The sequence below is a fragment of the Streptomyces spiroverticillatus genome (genome assembly GCA_014650415.1).
GTDB lineage: Bacteria > Actinomycetota > Actinomycetes > Streptomycetales > Streptomycetaceae > Streptomyces > Streptomyces spiroverticillatus.
The window spans coordinates 655,552-670,566 of the sequence record BMUX01000003.1 but is presented as its reverse complement, the minus strand read 5'-3'; the positions used below and the strand labels follow the sequence as shown (position 1 = coordinate 670,566).

Annotated in this window: 15 protein-coding genes; 11 read left to right on the top strand and 4 right to left on the bottom strand. The window is 67.9% G+C overall.

Annotated elements, in window-relative coordinates; all coding sequences use genetic code 11:
- Positions 1-41: 41 nt before the first annotated feature.
- Together IE269_RS11170 and IE269_RS11165 are read right to left on the bottom strand one after the other, a co-directional pair.
- Positions 42-602 carry a flavoprotein gene (locus IE269_RS11170; protein WP_189822675.1) on the bottom strand — a complete coding sequence of 187 codons (561 nt, stop codon included), beginning with the start codon at positions 600-602 and terminating at the stop codon, positions 42-44.
- A complete protein-coding gene (locus IE269_RS11165) occupies positions 599-1,876 on the bottom strand; it encodes a helix-turn-helix domain-containing protein (protein ID WP_189822674.1) in 1,278 nt (425 codons plus the stop codon). Before IE269_RS11165 ends, IE269_RS11170 begins: the two co-directional genes overlap by 4 nt.
- A gap of 175 nt (positions 1,877-2,051) precedes the next feature.
- Here IE269_RS11165 and IE269_RS11160 point away from each other — a divergent pair, with 175 nt between their 5' ends.
- The 9 genes from IE269_RS11160 to IE269_RS11120 all read left to right on the top strand — a co-directional run bounded on the left by IE269_RS11160 (position 2,052) and on the right by IE269_RS11120 (position 9,242).
- Positions 2,052-2,516: an ATP-binding protein gene (locus tag IE269_RS11160; protein WP_229897535.1), complete on the top strand. Its 465-nt coding sequence runs from the start codon at positions 2,052-2,054 to the stop codon at positions 2,514-2,516.
- A 41-nt stretch (positions 2,517-2,557) separates the two neighbouring features.
- Entirely contained in the window at positions 2,558-3,844 is a 1,287-nt protein-coding gene (locus tag IE269_RS11155) for a UDP-N-acetylglucosamine 1-carboxyvinyltransferase (RefSeq protein WP_189822770.1), read from the top strand.
- Positions 3,841-5,034, top strand: coding sequence for a metallophosphoesterase (locus tag IE269_RS11150; protein ID WP_189822672.1), 1,194 nt, complete (start codon positions 3,841-3,843; stop codon positions 5,032-5,034). Before IE269_RS11155 ends, IE269_RS11150 begins: the two co-directional genes overlap by 4 nt.
- The gene (dcd, locus tag IE269_RS11145) at positions 5,031-5,570 is read left to right on the top strand and encodes a dCTP deaminase (RefSeq protein WP_189822671.1); all 540 of its coding nucleotides are present in this window, start codon (positions 5,031-5,033) and stop codon (positions 5,568-5,570) included. Before IE269_RS11150 ends, dcd begins: the two co-directional genes overlap by 4 nt.
- A complete protein-coding gene (locus tag IE269_RS11140; protein WP_189822670.1) occupies positions 5,567-6,103 on the top strand; it encodes a dCTP deaminase in 537 nt (178 codons plus the stop codon). The genes dcd and IE269_RS11140 overlap by 4 nt, the downstream gene beginning before the upstream one ends.
- Complete coding sequence (locus IE269_RS11135) at positions 6,100-7,197, top strand: glycosyltransferase family 4 protein (protein WP_189822669.1); 1,098 nt, start codon at positions 6,100-6,102, stop codon at positions 7,195-7,197. The genes IE269_RS11140 and IE269_RS11135 overlap by 4 nt, the downstream gene beginning before the upstream one ends.
- 102 nt (positions 7,198-7,299) lie before the next feature.
- Positions 7,300-8,355: a serine hydrolase domain-containing protein gene (locus IE269_RS11130; protein WP_189822668.1), complete on the top strand. Its 1,056-nt coding sequence runs from the start codon at positions 7,300-7,302 to the stop codon at positions 8,353-8,355.
- Between the two features lie 108 nt (positions 8,356-8,463).
- Positions 8,464-8,889, top strand: coding sequence for a hypothetical protein (locus IE269_RS11125; RefSeq protein ID WP_189822667.1), 426 nt, complete (start codon positions 8,464-8,466; stop codon positions 8,887-8,889).
- A 56-nt stretch (positions 8,890-8,945) separates the two neighbouring features.
- Positions 8,946-9,242, top strand: a complete 297-nt coding sequence (locus IE269_RS11120; RefSeq protein ID WP_189822666.1) for a hypothetical protein — start codon at positions 8,946-8,948, stop codon at positions 9,240-9,242.
- Between the two features lie 161 nt (positions 9,243-9,403).
- Here IE269_RS11120 and IE269_RS11115 read toward each other — a convergent pair whose 3' ends face one another.
- Complete coding sequence (locus IE269_RS11115) at positions 9,404-10,246, bottom strand: hypothetical protein (protein ID WP_189822665.1); 843 nt, start codon at positions 10,244-10,246, stop codon at positions 9,404-9,406.
- An 820-nt stretch (positions 10,247-11,066) separates the two neighbouring features.
- On the opposite strand from IE269_RS11115, the gene IE269_RS11110 reads away from it, so the two are divergent.
- Positions 11,067-12,392: a hypothetical protein gene (locus tag IE269_RS11110; protein ID WP_189822664.1), complete on the top strand. Its 1,326-nt coding sequence runs from the start codon at positions 11,067-11,069 to the stop codon at positions 12,390-12,392.
- 344 nt (positions 12,393-12,736) lie between these two features.
- The gene (gene lepB / locus IE269_RS11105) at positions 12,737-13,387 is read left to right on the top strand and encodes a signal peptidase I (protein WP_229897534.1); all 651 of its coding nucleotides are present in this window, start codon (positions 12,737-12,739) and stop codon (positions 13,385-13,387) included.
- A gap of 36 nt (positions 13,388-13,423) precedes the next feature.
- Here the strand turns inward: lepB and IE269_RS11100 are convergent, their stop codons facing one another.
- On the bottom strand, positions 13,424-14,920 hold the full coding sequence (locus IE269_RS11100; protein ID WP_189822662.1) for an MFS transporter: 1,497 nt from the start codon (positions 14,918-14,920) through the stop codon (positions 13,424-13,426).
- Positions 14,921-15,015: the final 95 nt, after the last annotated feature.

The window sequence follows — 15,015 nt, the reverse complement described above, 5'->3', positions numbered from 1 at the left end:
CAGCTCTAAAGCAGGCACGCCCACATGCGTGCAGTCCGAAGTTAGGCCTCCGTGGCTATCCCGGGCGTGAGCAGCTCCAGCGCTTCCTCCCACCGGTAGATCTCCGCACCCCCGCCCGCCTTCGGCTTGTGCGGTTCGTACGAACCGATCAACACGCCCATCTCTCGCAGCCGGTCCAAGCTCTGCCGATACGCGGGGTGGGCGGCCTGGGCGGAGTTCAGGTACGGGAGGACGGCGGTGGGGATGCCGAAGCCGTACGACTCGCAGAGGATGCCGACGGCGAGGGTGTCGGAGATTCCTGCGGCCCATTTGTTGATGGTGTTGAAGGTGGCCGGCGCGACCGCGATGGCGTCGGCGGGCGGCAGGGGCCGCGGGTCGCCGGGTGTGCGCCAGGCGGAGCGGATCGGGTAGCCGGTCTGGGCCTCGATCGCTTCGGTGTCGAGGAAGCCGAGGCCCTGGGGCGTGGCGACCACACCGACCTCCCAGCCCTTCTGCTGCGCGGCGGTGATCAGCCGGTGGGCTTCGGGGGCGACCCCGGCCGCGCAGACCACGACGTACAGGAAGGGCTTCTTCGGCTCATCGGTGTGGTGGTGGTCGGTCACGCGGGGGCTCCCAATTGACGGCTGAAGTGGTGGAGTTCGGGCAGGGTGCGGTGGCGGTCGCGGGCGGCCATGTCGGCGACGAGTTCGCGTACGGCGGGGCGGCGGATGTCCTGGGAAGCGCAGCTTTCGGCGATGCGCAGGGCCTGGTAGCCGTCGGCGAGGCGGCCCTGCTGACTGTAGGCGCGGGCCGTTTCGATCCAGAGGGCGGTGCGGCGCTCGGGGGCCGGAATGTGGCGGCGCATGAGGGGGCCGGCGGTTTCCAGAGCGATGCCCGCGTCGCCGAATGCGTTGGCGGCGCTGACCGCGTGGAGGGAGACGTTGGTGGGGCTGAAGTTGGCCCAGGCGTCGGGGCGGTCGAGGGAGACGTAGCGGGCGACGTCGTGGGCCTCGGTCAGGAAGTCCTTGGTGGCGGAGCGGTCACCGCCGCTGCTGGCTGCGGTGACGCCGCGCAGGAGGAGCAGGCCGAGGGCCGCCAGGTAGCGCGGGGAGCGTTGGTCGTACGCGCCGGTGAGCTGGTCGGCGGTGTGCCGGACCAGGGTGACGGCCTGGCTGGTGTGCCGTTCGCGGGCCAGTAGGTGGGCGTGTACGCGGACGCTGGAGGCCAGGATGACCGGGTCGCCACAGCGTTCGGCCTCGGCCATGGCGCGGCCCACGGCGAGCCAGGCGTGGCCGTGGTCGCCGAGCTTGAGGAGCAGGCTGACGGCGGTCTGGTACGCGGTGGCGAGCAGGCCGGTGGCCTCGGTCGAGGCGGGCGCGGCCTGCCGGAGGTCGACGATAAGGGTGGGCAGGACCTGTTGCAGCTCGGCGTAGTCGCAGGTGGAGAAGAGGCTGCGGACTTCGGAGATGCGGGCGGCGAGGACGTCGACAGCATCAACGTCCATGCCCGTGGGCGGTGTTGGGCCGGGCAGCAGCGCCTGTACGAGCGTGTGGTGGCCGAGCATCGGCGGAGCAGGAGTCGCGAGAGCGGCGACGCTCGCGGCCAGGAAGGTACGGCGGTGCATGTCCTCAGTTTCAGGGTCGCTGGTGGTGGCGGTGTCGTCCGGTAAGGCGGCGAGGCCGAGTACGGCGAGCGGGATGCCCAGTTCCTGCGCGACCGCCCGCACCACCTGGGAGTCGGCGGTTCCGCGGCCCTGTTCCAGGCGGCTCAGCTTCGACTGGTGGTAGCCCAGCGCGGCGGCGACGCCCGCTTGGGTGCGTTTCGCGAGCACGCGGGCTCGGCGGATCTCTTCGCCGATCCGTCTCGCCTCGCCCTGCGCGTCGTACACATCGGCCATCTGCGCCACGGCCCCTTCCGCCGTCGCCGATCCTGCCTGCTCAACCGAGGCTAATTCAGCCGCACTTGGTGCGCATTCAGGTCCTGCATAAGTGATGCCGCACGAGCACCGGCCCTGGTCCGGCCGCTCCCGCCACGGGTTACGTGGAGGCCGTACCCGTCCGGGAGGCAACCCTGTGGAACAGCGACACCTCAGCTTCTCCGTACCCAGCACGGCTCGCGCCATCACCGACGCACGGCACCGGCTTCTCGCCGGGATACGCGGCTGGGAGCTTCAGGCCAGCACGTCCGACGAAGGCGAGGGCGAACTCCTCGATGCCGTCGGCCTGGTGGTGACCGAACTGCTCGCGAACTCCGTCCAGCACGCCGGCCCCGGACCGATCTCAGTGTCCGCTCGCGTGACCGGCGACGACACCGTACGGATCGAGGTCTCCGACACCAGCTCTGCCCTGCCCCACATGGAGCTGCCCGACTCAGACAGCGAGCACGGCCGGGGCCTGTTCCTCGTGGCCGCCCTCGCGGCGCGGCATGACGTCGAGCCGACCGCATCCGGCAAGTGCTGCTGGGCCGAGATCGACCTGCCCGTACGGCCGACCACCTCCACGCCCTTACGCGTGCCCCTCCCAAGGAGCCGATCGTGACCACCGCCCAACTCCCCGCCTTGACCTCCGAAGCCTCCGACGTGATCGCCGTCCGCCCCGGCCCGCCGCTCACCGGCACCGTGACCGTCGACGGCTCCAAAAACGCAGCCCTCCCCCTGCTGGCAGCGGCAGCCGCCTTGCGCCGGCCCGTCCAGCTGTCCAACGTCCCCGCCAACGCGGACGTCCGGACGATGCTCACGCTCCTCCAGCACGCAGGCCACCGGGTCGCGCATCCGGTGGCCGAGCCGAGCACGGTCGTGGCTACGCCGGGCGAGAGCACGCACCCCGCTCCCGGCATGCACCCGACCGCTGCCCGCATCCGCGCCTCGTATTACCTCGTCCCCGCCCTGCTCGCAGCCCACGGCGGGGCGGCTCTTCCCTGGCCCGGCGGCTGCCAGATCGGTGGGCGCGGCATGGAACAGCACTTCACGGTGTACGAGGCATTCGGCGACCGGACCACGGTCGACGACCACGGCTACACCGTCACGGCCGGACGCACCCCTGCGGGCACGGTGTCGCTGACACTCCCCTTCCGCTCCCGGGGCACCACCATCGCCGCCCTCCTCCGGGCGGTCGTCGCGAACCGCCCCCTGCGCCTGGGCCGGCCGAACCTTTCCCCGGAAGTCCTCAGCGTCCTAGACGCCCTCCGGGAAGCCTGCTGGGAAACCCGCGCCGCCGAACGCCTCCTCACGCTGACCCCGCCCTCGTACCCCTCCCAGGACACCCACTCCTGGACAGTGCCCGGCGACAAGGTGGAAGCAGCCACCCTGGCCTGCGCCGTCGCCTCCACCGGCGGAAACGCCCGCATCGCAGGCGTACGAAGCACGGACATCGCGCCGATGACCGCCGCCCTGCGCTGGCTCGGCATCCCCGTCACCGCCCACGGCACCACCCTCACCGTCCACGCCGAGGACTACCACCCCACCCACCGCCCGCTCCGCGCCGTCGCCTCCCTCTCCCCCGGCGGCCTGGACGCCGACTTCGAACCCCCGCTGATGGCCCTCGCACTCGGCCTGCCCGGCACCCACCTCTTCGCCGACTCCATCAACCCCGGCCGCCACAACAACCTGCTCCCCCAGCTCGCCCGCCTCGGCGCGGACATCCACGAGCTCTCCCCCACCCAGTGCTGCCTCACCGGCCCGCAACGCCTGACCGGCGCAGGCGTAGAAGCCACCGACATCCGCACCGGCTCCGCCCTCCTCGTCGCCGGCCTCACCGCACGCGGTGTCACCACCCTCGGCGGCCTCGACCAGCTCCGCCGCGGCCACGCCGACCTCCCCACCAAGCTGCGCGCGCTCGGCGCCGACATCTGCGAGGTCACGCCATGACCCGCGAACTCCAGCGCATCGTCGCCACCACCGACGTCCACTCCGCCTTCACCGACGCACTGCCTCTGCTCACCCACCTGCACGCCGCCCGCCAGGACTCGCTCGTCGTCGACTGCGGCGACTTCTTCGAAGGCAGCGGCTACTACCGGCTCGGCAACGGCAGGATCGAGCGCCAGCTCCTGACCACGCTGTACGACGTGATCGCCCCCGGAAACCACGGCTGGGCACACCACTTCGAACCCGACCTGCACCGCCTCACGGTCTGCGCGAACGCCGTCGCCGACACAACCGGCGATGCCCTGTTCCGTCGCCTCCACCTCGCCGAGATCTGCGGTCGGCGCGTCGCCGTCACGGGGATCATCGGAGTCCAAGCCTTCAACGCCATCCCCTGCGCGCAACGAGCCGGCCACCACGAGACCGACCCCGTCCAAGCGCTGCGCGAACTCATGCTCGCCCACCGCCACGAAGCCGACTCCTGGATCCTGCTCAGCCACTCCGGCTTCGCCGAGGACCTGAAGATCGCCGCCGCATGCCCCTTCCTCGACGTGATCTTCTCCGGCCACTGTCACAGCGAGCGCTACGGCCCCGAGCACGTCGGCGACACTCTCGTCCTCAAGGGCCCCGAACTGGCCGCCGGCCACGCCTTCGCCGAGCCGGTGGGCGCGGGGTGGGCTGCCCGTACGGCATCCTTCCCCGCCACTTCCCCCCGGCCGCCCACCGAACTGAGCGCCCTACACAAGGAGATCGAGACCTACCGACGGAGTCTCGCCGAGCCGCTGGGCACCATCTCCGTGCCTTACCGCAACCGCCCGCTCGACCGCCGGGCCCTGCTTCAGGAGATCGCTTCCCGCCTGCACACCGGCCTCGGCGCGGAAGCCGTCCTCCTGAACGAGACGGCCCTTCGCACCACGCCGCTCGGTGAATCCCTCACCCGAGGCGACCTGCTGACCATCGAGCCCTTCGGCAACCACCTCGTGCACGCCCACCTGACCGACGGCCCCCGTCTCGCTGAACTGGCGCACACGACAGGCCCGTTGGTGACCGCACCGGACACCTTCCCCACCCACACCCGCACCGTCCTGACCACCGACTACCTGGCCGACACCTTCCTCGGCGGACACACCCGCCAGGCCGCCTTCCCCCTCGTCCAAGCGGTCCAGCACGTCCTCACCGGAGGAGAACGGCAATGATCCTGACCGGCCCCGAGATCACCTCAGCCGTCGCGGACGGCCGACTGCGCATCACGCCCTTCGACCCGACCCAGGTGAACCCCAACAGCTACAACGTCTGCCTCGGCCCAACCCTCCTCACGTACACCGCTCCCGTGATCGACGCGCACACCCCGAACCCCACCCACGAGATCGCGATCGGCCCTCACGGCCACGTCCTCCAGCCCGGCGAGCTCTACCTCGGGCACACCCTCGAAGAGGTCGGCTCCGACACCTTCGTCCCCTTACTGTTCGGCCGTTCCTCCGTCGGGCGGCTCGGCCTCTTCGTCGAGATCACGGCGCCGATCGGCGACCTCGGCTTCCACGGACAGTGGACGCTGATGCTCTCGCCGGTCCGCCCGCTGCGCATCTACACGGGCATGAAGATCGGCCAGATCATGTTCTTCGTCGCGCACGGCCCCGTCGCGCTCTATGCAGGCAAGTACCAGGCCGCCGCCGGCCCACGCCCGTCCGCCTACTGGCGCGACCTCGCACCTCTCCCGGCGGTGACCTCGTGATCCTCACCGGCCCCGCCATCGCCGCCGCCCACGCCTCGGGCGAGATCACCATCGATCCGTACGACCCCACCCGCATCTCCCCCAACGCCTACGACTGGCGACTCGGCCAGACCCTGCGCGTCTGCGGGGGCTACCTCGACGCCGCAGCCAGTACGACCACCACCGAAGTCCCCATCCCTGCAACAGGGTTCGTGCTCCGCCCCGGCATCCTGTACCTCGGCGTCACCCACGAGAGAACCGGTTCGGAGACGTACGCGCAGTTCCTCAACGGCAACCGCACGACCGGCGCCCTCGGCATCTGGGTCCACGTCTCCGCGCCGCTCGGCCACCAGGGCCACGCCATCCGCTGGACCCTGGAGATCCGGGCCGCACGCCCCGTACGCATCTATCCCCTGATGACCTTCGGGAAGCTGACCTTCCTCCACGCCTTCGGCACCCCTGCCAGCTACCAACAGCACGGCCTCAAGTACCGGTCCAGCCAGGGAATTGAGACTTCCCGCCTGTACGAGGAACTGCCGGGAGGCCGGCCGTGAGCCAGGTCGTCGCCACCACCCTGGACCTGCCCGCCGGGAGCCCCGGCGGCAGCGTCGAACTCTTCCTCGACCTCTACACCGGCGACACCCCGCTCATCCCCGCACGAGCCTTCATGCTCGCGCCACCAGGCCCCCGGCCCCACCTCCCGCCCGGTCTGAACCTGCTGTCCGTACAGGGAAAGTGCCTCGACGGCCCCGCCTTCGGCCGCTACGTCACCGCCCTCCGCAGAGCCCTCACTACCACGATCGACCCGTCCCAGATCGACGTCCTGCACCTCCAGCACCTCACCTTCGGCGCCACGGCCGCCCTGCTCCGAGCCCTCCCCGCCCACCCCAGAATCGCCTTGGTCCACGGCACCGACCTGCTCTTCGCCGAGTCCCACCGCGACCAGCTCCAGGTCCTGCGCGAAACGGCGCGGGCCGCCGATGCCATCGTCGTCCCCACCAACGCAATGGCCGACCGCCTCCTGAATCTCGCCCCACAGACCGACCGCCGCAAGATCACCCGCATTCCCTGGGGCATCCCCGACCACCTGCTCACCGCACCGCCACCCCGGCCCGCTCGGACCGTCACCAGCCACCTGCGGCTCCTGTACGCCGGACGGCTGACCGCGGAGAAGGGAGTCGAGTCCCTGCTCCAGGGCCTGGCCCCGATACAAGGCGTCGAGCTGAGCATCGCCGCGCCCCGTGCTCAGTTCCAGGCCCTGGCCCCACTGCTCCAACGAACCGGCGTACGAGCCCGCTACCTCGGTTGGCTCCGCCGCCCCCAGCTGTGGAAAGCGTTCGCCGAGCACGACGCGCTCGTCATGCCCTCCACCACCCTGGAAGCCATGGGCCTGGTCGCCCTGGAGGCCCAAGCCTGCGGCCTCCCCGTCCTCCACCAACCCGTACCCGGCCTCAACGAAACCCTCGCCGCCTCCGCCATAACCACCGACTTCACCCACCCCACCGCGCTCGCCCGCGACGTGAACCGGCTGCGCACCAGCCCCGGCCTCCTCCCCGCCCTACGACAAGCGGGCTACGCGAACGCCGCCCGCTACCCGCTCTCAGCGACCGCCCGCTCTCTCACCGAACTCGGCCACCAGCTCACCTGAACCGAGCCCCACCGCCCGCCGACACCCACGCGCCACTGCCCGATCCACCCCTCCCGCGTCACTACGCTGACCGGCGGGATGCCCACGGCGAACAGGGAGACCATGACGTACCGCAGCACCGACCACATCGAACAGCTGCTTGCCGAAGGCGTTCGCGACAAGGTCTACCCCGGCGCGGTGTGGGCCGTGGGCGACGCCACGGGCATCCAGGCACGAGGCGCCACCGGCGTCCTCGACCCCGACGAGCCCCACGTCCCCATGCAGCCGGACACCGTCTTCGACGCGGCCAGCCTCACCAAGATCCTCGCCGTGTGGTCCTCCATCGGCGCCCTGTGGGAAGACGGCAAACTCGACCTCACCGCCCCACTGGCCACCTACTGGCCAGAAGTCGCAGACCACCCTCTGGGCATCGCCACCGCCCACCACCTGCTGACCCACACCGCCGGCCTCCCCCTCCGAGCCCAGCTCAAGAACCTCTACGGCACGGACCCCCAGGATATTCGCGACGGCGTCCTGCACGAGCCCCTCCACCGCCCGCCCGGCGAAGCCGTCGAGTACACGGACCGAGCCGCCCTCGTCCTCGGCTACCTCGCCGAACACCTCTCCGGCCAACGCCTCGACCAGCTCGCCACCGAGCGAACCTGGCAGTCCCTGGGCATGGACTCCACCTGCTTCGGCTCCCTCCCCACCGGCCTCGCGGCCCGTTGCGCACCGACCGAGCTCGACCAGAACACCGGCACCCACCTCAAGGGCACCGCCCACGACTTCTCCGCCCGCCTACTAAACGGCGTGTGCGGCATCGCTGGCGTCTTCACCGTCCTCGACGACCTCGCCGCGTTCCTGCGCCACATGCTGGGCTCCTCGTCGCGCCCCGGATTCGCTGGATTCGGTTCGGCCTGGACGGCGGAATCGCTAACGATCCAGACAGGCACCCTCGAACCCGCCCGCGGCCTCTTCTGGCACCCCGCCCCCGGCACCGCTCCCGCCGACGACATCTGGGTCCACTACGGCTTCACCGGCACCGGCATGTGGATCTCCCCCGCCCAGGGCCGGTGGGCAGTCCTCCTGACCAACAAGCTCTTCTACACGCGCGACCGCGAGCCGCTCACGGCCGTACGCAACTCGTTCCGCGCCGCAGCCCTTCCCGTCAACCTCTGAGGTCGCATGAGCTGCACCGCGTGCCAACGAGCCCTCTGGTCACCAGCAACACGAAGGACCATGCTCAGAAGTAGCCCGTAGTAACGCGACTCCCTTCAAGGACCAGCCGTGGAACATGAATTGGCCGCCATCTGCGATGTCTGCACGCAAGCCGTAGCCGACGGCGAGGGCAGCTTCTGGGTCGACATGTCAGAAGTCGACCGATGCTCCACCAACGTCCGCGCCTGGGAGCTCCTTGAAATGAAGCAGGTGGGGCCGGGGCTCCATGCCTACGACGCGGCGAGCCTGACGTCGTACCCCGATGCAGCCCGCTGGCGCGTCCACCACGCAGCATGCGACCCCACGCCCAATGCGAACGCGTACGCCGTCGAGGTGCACCGCTGCCGCAGCTGGGCGGACCTTGTGTGGTGGACCGCCCACCTCATGGGAAAGACCTGGCTCCAGCACACCGACTGGGAGGACGTCCTCCAAGGCGCGGCCGACGATGACGGATCACGGATCACCCCAATCTCGCCTCCGAAGCGCCACCAGTAGAGGCGGAACCCGAATGCGGCATTCCCCATTGCCTTCGCCACGCGGATACTGCCGCCATGACTTCGTCTCCGCAGGAAGAGATCAAGAACGCAGCCCAAGCCATCTCGGACATGCATGCTGCAACAGTTCCCGGTGAGCACGCCCAGGCCGCCGGCCACGCTGCGGCCAACCTCTGCCCAGGGGCCGGACACCAACTCTTGTACCTGTCGCCGGAGCTGCATCAGCTGATCGACGAGGCCATCGAGATCGGCTACGCGACGGCCCTGCAAGACGTACGTAGTGGCAAGTTCGACGGGGACATCAGGGACTGGCTGCCTGATCTGTTCTCGTCGCAAGACGGTGCGGATAGGTAGTAGTCCAAGGAGAGGAACCGTGAGGAAAGACCCGAAGGGCCTTCGCTATGTGGAGCGCATCGGCTGATCTAAGGGCATCGACCGATTCGGCTACGTACGTGAATCCCTCATCACCGAGGAGCACCGGAAATAGCAATTCCCGGTTCCGACCTCCACCCCCATCACGAGTGCCGTCCATTGGCCTTCTTCTTCGATTTACCTTCACGTCGCGAACTAAGACGCTGACTTTTGGATGGCGGATTACCAGTAACTTCCGCGAATACAATTTCGCGACCGCCATCCAGGCTGACTTCAAGCTGCTTCTTAACCCCCGCACTTCCATAGCCGCTACTTCCAATCCACCCCCCAGCAACAAGTTCAGTAAATTCGGTATTATCCAGATACCGCTCAACCGTCTTCCGACTAAAGGCCCTCACTTGACCTGCAGAATTGGCTCTAGTGAAGAGCTGGTCAAAATATTCTCGCGCAAGATACATTCCAGAGGTGAGAGTCTTCGCGTCCATTAGAATTGAATCAGCATGGCAAAGCTTTAGCCACGAAGGCTTACTATTCAGCCGGTAATCGTCAGAATCCTTAAGCAGCCTGCCGCACTCATCGTCGATCGCCCGCATACGCTCAAGCTGACCCTTAAGATTTTCATCTCCGTTTGGGTAATATTTCCACTCGGAGTTGCCTTCGCGTGTCATTCGCTTGTACTGAACGAGAATGAAACTGTCACGCGCTTCATGAAAGTAAATGAGATCGACACCCAGCGTCTTCTCTGCCGCCTTACGGTTCGCATTATAGATGACGAGTCTTTGCCCATCTTGACTAAATGCAGTGAAAGCTGCTCGGTGCAGCCAATCTTCCGGTCCCAGCCAGTCGCGGAATCGTTGAGCATCATGCGAAATCATGTCATCTTCGTGCGACGGCCCATCTCGGTGCTGAAGACGCTCGATGAACGATTGATTTGAATCCTCTGACGACGTCCACCCTGAAATTTGATCTGGGTCAAAGCCTGCCATCCTGACAGACGACAGCGTTGCATCACGCGTCTGCTGCAGAATCTCATCGGATCGCGTCTCGATGGGAATTCCCCCCTTCTCAATTCCTAGCCTACTGAGGTGGGAAGCAGCATCCGCAGCGAGTCGAGTCAGTGCCTTGATTACATGCTTCCCGGTCCCCTCCGGAAGTGCCCCATTACGGGAAAGGTACGGCTGACATTGCCTAGGAACTGCCTCGACGAGAGAAGCCCAGGGGATGGGACACGACAGCCGACGTGGCGAGGTGACCTCAACTCTGCGCTTCAGGTCGTCACCCGCACCGTGCGTCTTACCGGCACGAGCAAGCCACGTGACTTGCGGACTACCGGAATCGATTCCCGTCACGATGAGCGTCGTGTGCCTACCTTGCCAGTATTCGTACGGCTGTGTAGTAATCCATCGCGGCTTGCTCCCTTCTTCCTGCTCCCGCCAGTGATGACCCAAGTGTCGCTCTTCTGCCTTGTCCGTACGAATGATCGCTACCATGCCGTACATTCTCCAAGAAAGAGGGATCGGTAGCTCCCTGTTTCACCAAGTACAAGCATTCCTATTGCGCCCTCGCGTTGACGATGGCTCCCAGCGGGACAGGCGCATCCTCTGCTGCCACCTCCAGAGGCGATGCCGCCGCCCTCGGTTCAACCGCAGATCATCGCAGCCTCACCAGCCAAGCGGGCAAATGGGACAGTGCGGCGCTTGAACCCCAACCGCTACTGTCCCGACAGTCGCTTGCAAGAAACCCGGTCCCCCTACGACCGTTCTCCCCTAACCTGCTTGTTCGTTGGTCGTCTCAGAGGGGTGGAGCATGCGCGCGTTGGAAGATGTCAGGAACCAGGTGCGATCGCTGACCTCACGCAGATATATAGAGGAGGCCGTGGCTGCATACAGCGTCGGCGCCTATCGGGCGGCACTAATCTCTACGTGGATCGCGGTGGCAGCAGACGTCATAGGCAAGATCCGGCTCATGGCCGAACAAGGCGGCGCGGCAGCAAGGCTACGAGACGAACTGGATCGAGCCATCAAGGCGAACAACGTCCCGGCACTCCAGGAGTTCGAACGCAAACTCGTTGGCCGAGCGCACACAGAGTTGGAGCTGATCGGCTCCCGCGAAGCAGAAGATCTGGATCGCCTCTACAAGGACCGGCATCTCTGCGCCCATCCTGCCTTCGCCTCGGACGGCGAGGACTTGTTCACCCCAACCCCTGAGCTCGTGCGTGCCCACTTGGCCTCGGCAGTGGACTCGCTGCTGGCACATCCAGCGATCACTGGCCGCAAGGCGATCGAGAGGTTCGGGAGAGAAGCCTCCTCAGCGTCCTTCCCCCAAGACGACACGCGGCTCAACGAGTATCTGCGCGCCAGCTACATGGACTACGGGACAAAGGCGTTGAAGGCGAATCTGATCAAGGTCGTCTGCAAGGAGACGCTCAAGCCCGAAACTGAGTTGAAGCAGCGCTGGACGTATACGCGCACCGCCCAGCAGCTACAGAAGATCGCCCCAAGCCTGTTCGATGAGCAGCTGAATGTTGTTCTGGGGCCCTCGCAGAACCTTCTCACCGACGAGGGCCTCATGGCTCTGATCAGCGGCCTTTGCTACGTACCCGGTACATGGAACGTGCTGCATGACGGAACGCGTGCGCGCGTGGAGGAGCTGCTGCGCACGGTGAAGCCATTGGACCTTGTGGAGACGCACATGCTCTTCTACGGCCCGCTTCCCCCTGCTCCAGTCGACGGGATGCTGCTCGACCGCCTTGAGGACATCACGGCAGCCGGCGCCTTGAGGGGGATGTCGCGGACGGTAGCCCTCTGCCTCGGCGAGGAACCCGATCCGAGGCTCGTCCCTGCTTTGACCCTGCTGGCTGCGAAGGCGAGCTCTTACGAGGGCGGGGCAGCGGTCCTCCAAGTGCTCAACGATCTTGTCCGCACGATGACAGACGAACAGATGGCGCATCTCCTGGAGGTCTGCCAAGCCAACGGGCAGATTCGGGGGTCAGTCCTGGGAAACAGACAGATCGAGCGCATGAGGTGGCACGGGCCACAAGGAGAACTTGCCCAGGCGGCATGGGAGAAGTGGGACGCCCCCAGGGCTGTCGAAGCACCCGAAGAAGTTCTGGGGGTAGGGGACATGAGCTGAACGGTGGCGTCATCCGCAGGATGAGAGAACGCCGTCCGTGGTTGCATTTCTGGTTGCGTTCACCTGCGTACAGCCCCATTCGGAACCCCCACCGTCACCGGCTCCACCGCAGGTCAGGACCCCCCCGTACACCCCCGTACCCCCAGGCGAACATTTGGAAAGCGTGTTGGGGGCAACCCCTCACGAGTTCGAATCTCGTATCCTCCGCCGGCAGAAGGCCCGGACCGTTTCGACGGTCCGGGCCTTCGTCGTTCTCCGGGTGGTCCCGTGCGGGCTTCCGGCCGCTCCCGCTTAATCTCTGCTGGCCCGTACAGAAGTTCGGGCGGCCCAAGGGGAGGGTGCACGTGAAGAAGCAGGGGCGGGGGCTGAGGGTTGCGGCCTGGGTGCTGGTGCCGGTGGGGGTGGTGCTGGCGGTGGGGGGCTTCGGGTGGCTGTTCACGCAGTACCAGGGGAATGTCATGGCGAGTTCGTCGATGACGCCGACGTACAGGCAGGGCGACCGGATCGTCGTCGAGCGCATCGGGGCGGACGAAGTGCGGCGGGGGGACGTCGTCCTGGTCCGGGTGCCGGAGCGCTATCGGGGTGGGGCGGTCGTGCAGCGGGTCGTCGGGGTGGGTGGGGACCGTGTGGTGTGCGACGGGGCGCGGATCACGGTGAACGGTGAGCCGGTCGAGGAGCCGTACGTGAAGGGCGGGCAGGTCAATGCCGGTGCCGAGCCGTACGACGTGCGGGTGCCGGAGGGGCGGCTGTTTCTGCTGGGGGACAACCGGGGCGACTCCCTCGATGCACGTTTCTTCCTCTCGGATCAATCGGGCAGCGTCGCCGCGTCCGGGTTGGTCGGGCGGGTGCAGGAGGGGTTTGGTGCGGTGGCCGTGCTGGGGGTGGTCGCTGTGGCGGGGATCGTGTGCGCGCTGGTCGGGGTCGGGCTGGGGATCGGGGGGTACGTCGCCGGGCGGCGCGGCCGGTGGGTGGCGCCGGTGGTGCCCGGGGTGTGAGGGCCGGGGCCGGCGGGCGTTGCGACTCCCGCCGGATCACCGGGCGGCTTCGGTCGGGCGCTTGGGCAGGTGGCGTACGGAGAAGAGGCCCAGCGTGATGTGGAGGGCCGCCGCCACTGCTGCGGCCACGTGCAGGCCCGAGACGAAGGAGGACTTCGCGGAGGCGGCGAGGGCCGGGGCGAGGCCGGGGAGGTGGAGGGTTTCGTCGAGGGTGCCCGCGAGGACCGGGCCCCGGAGGCGGAAGAGGAGGGTGGCCAGGGAGCCGAGGAGGGCGATGCCCAGGGCGTTGCCGAGTTCGTTGCTGGTCTCGGCGATGGCGGCGGCGGAGCCCGCGCGCTCCGGGGGGACGGCGGAGACGGCCGTGTCGGCGACCACGCTGAAGGAGATTCCGTAGCCGATGCCGGAGAGGGTGGTGGCGGCGACGTACCAGGCGATGCCGTGGGTGGCGGTGGTGGCGAGGAGGAGGAGCAGGCCCGCGGCGATCAGGAAGTGGGTGGCGAGGAGGGCGGTGCGGGTGCCGGTGCGGGCGACCAGGTAGGGGGTGGTGATGCAGGTGATGGTGAGGACCGCTGCGCCGGGCAGGGCGATCAGGGCGGCGTCCAGGACGGTCAGGCCGAGGACGGACTGGAGGTAGATGCCACCGAGGTACGCCGTCGCCGACCAGGCCGCGAGGGGGAGCAGGCCGGTGATCGCGGCGATGGCGAAGACCCGGTCGCGGAAGAGGCGGAAGTCGATGAGGGGGTTCGGGAGGCGGAGTTGGCGGCGGACGAACCAGGTGAGGGTGACGATGCCGAGGGCGCCTGTGGTGAGGGAGAGGGCGCTCGGGCCTTCGGCGGCGGTGTGCTTGATTCCGTATACGGAGAGCAGGAGGCCTGCGGCCGAGAGCAGGACGCTCAGGGCGTCGATGCGGGCCGTGGTCGTGGTGCGGACCTCGTGGAGGAGGGTCGGGGCGAGGGCGAGGAAGAGGACGACGACCGGGAGGTTGATCAGGAAGACGGAGCCCCACCAGAAGGTGGAGAGGAGCTGTCCACCGACGACCGGGCCGATCGCGAAACCGGCGGCGAAGGTCGCGGCGAAGATGCCGATCGCCCTCGTACGGGCGCGGGGGTCGGGGAAGAGTTCGCTCAGGACGGCGAGGGCGGACGGGAGGAGGGTGGCTCCGGCCACGCCCATCAACGCCCGTGCGGCGATGAGGAGTTCGGGGGTCGGGGAGAAGGCCGCCGCCGCCGAGGCCAGGCCGAAGACCGTCGCGCCGGCCATCAGGAGCTTCAGGCGGCCGTACCGGTCGCCGATGCCGCCGAAGGCCACCAGGAGGGAGCCGACGGCGAATCCGTACACGTCCAGGATCCACAGGGCCTGGTCGGCGGTCGGGTTGAGCGCGGCGGCGACCTTCGGCATGGCGAGGAAGAGGACCGAGCTGTCCATCGCGACGAGCAGGACGGGGCCGAGGACGACGAGGAGGCCGAGCCAGGCGCGGGGCGTCGACGGTCCGGACGGGCCAAGGGGCTTGAGGGGGGCGGTCGTTGTGGTCATGGGGAGGAGCCTGCGGCGGGGTGCGCCGGGCAGCCATCCCCGTGGTGTGGGTACACCTCGCAGGGGCAGGCAGCGGGGCGTGCCCCGTGCCTAGG

Bases quoted from the DNA above. Each gene is read 5' to 3' on its own strand.
- IE269_RS11150 (WP_189822672.1), top strand. From the start codon at position 3,841: ATGACCCGCGAACTCCAGCGCATCGTCGCCACCACCGACGTCCACTCC.
- IE269_RS11165 (WP_189822674.1), bottom strand. From the start codon at position 1,876: ATGGCCGATGTGTACGACGCGCAGGGCGAGGCGAGACGGATCGGCGAA.
- dcd (WP_189822671.1), top strand. From the start codon at position 5,031: ATGATCCTGACCGGCCCCGAGATCACCTCAGCCGTCGCGGACGGCCGA.
- IE269_RS11115 (WP_189822665.1), bottom strand. From the start codon at position 10,246: ATGGCAGGCTTTGACCCAGATCAAATTTCAGGGTGGACGTCGTCAGAG.
- IE269_RS11110 (WP_189822664.1), top strand. From the start codon at position 11,067: ATGCGCGCGTTGGAAGATGTCAGGAACCAGGTGCGATCGCTGACCTCA.
- IE269_RS11130 (WP_189822668.1), top strand. From the start codon at position 7,300: ATGACGTACCGCAGCACCGACCACATCGAACAGCTGCTTGCCGAAGGC.
- IE269_RS11100 (WP_189822662.1), bottom strand. From the start codon at position 14,920: ATGACCACAACGACCGCCCCCCTCAAGCCCCTTGGCCCGTCCGGACCG.
- IE269_RS11120 (WP_189822666.1), top strand. From the start codon at position 8,946: ATGACTTCGTCTCCGCAGGAAGAGATCAAGAACGCAGCCCAAGCCATC.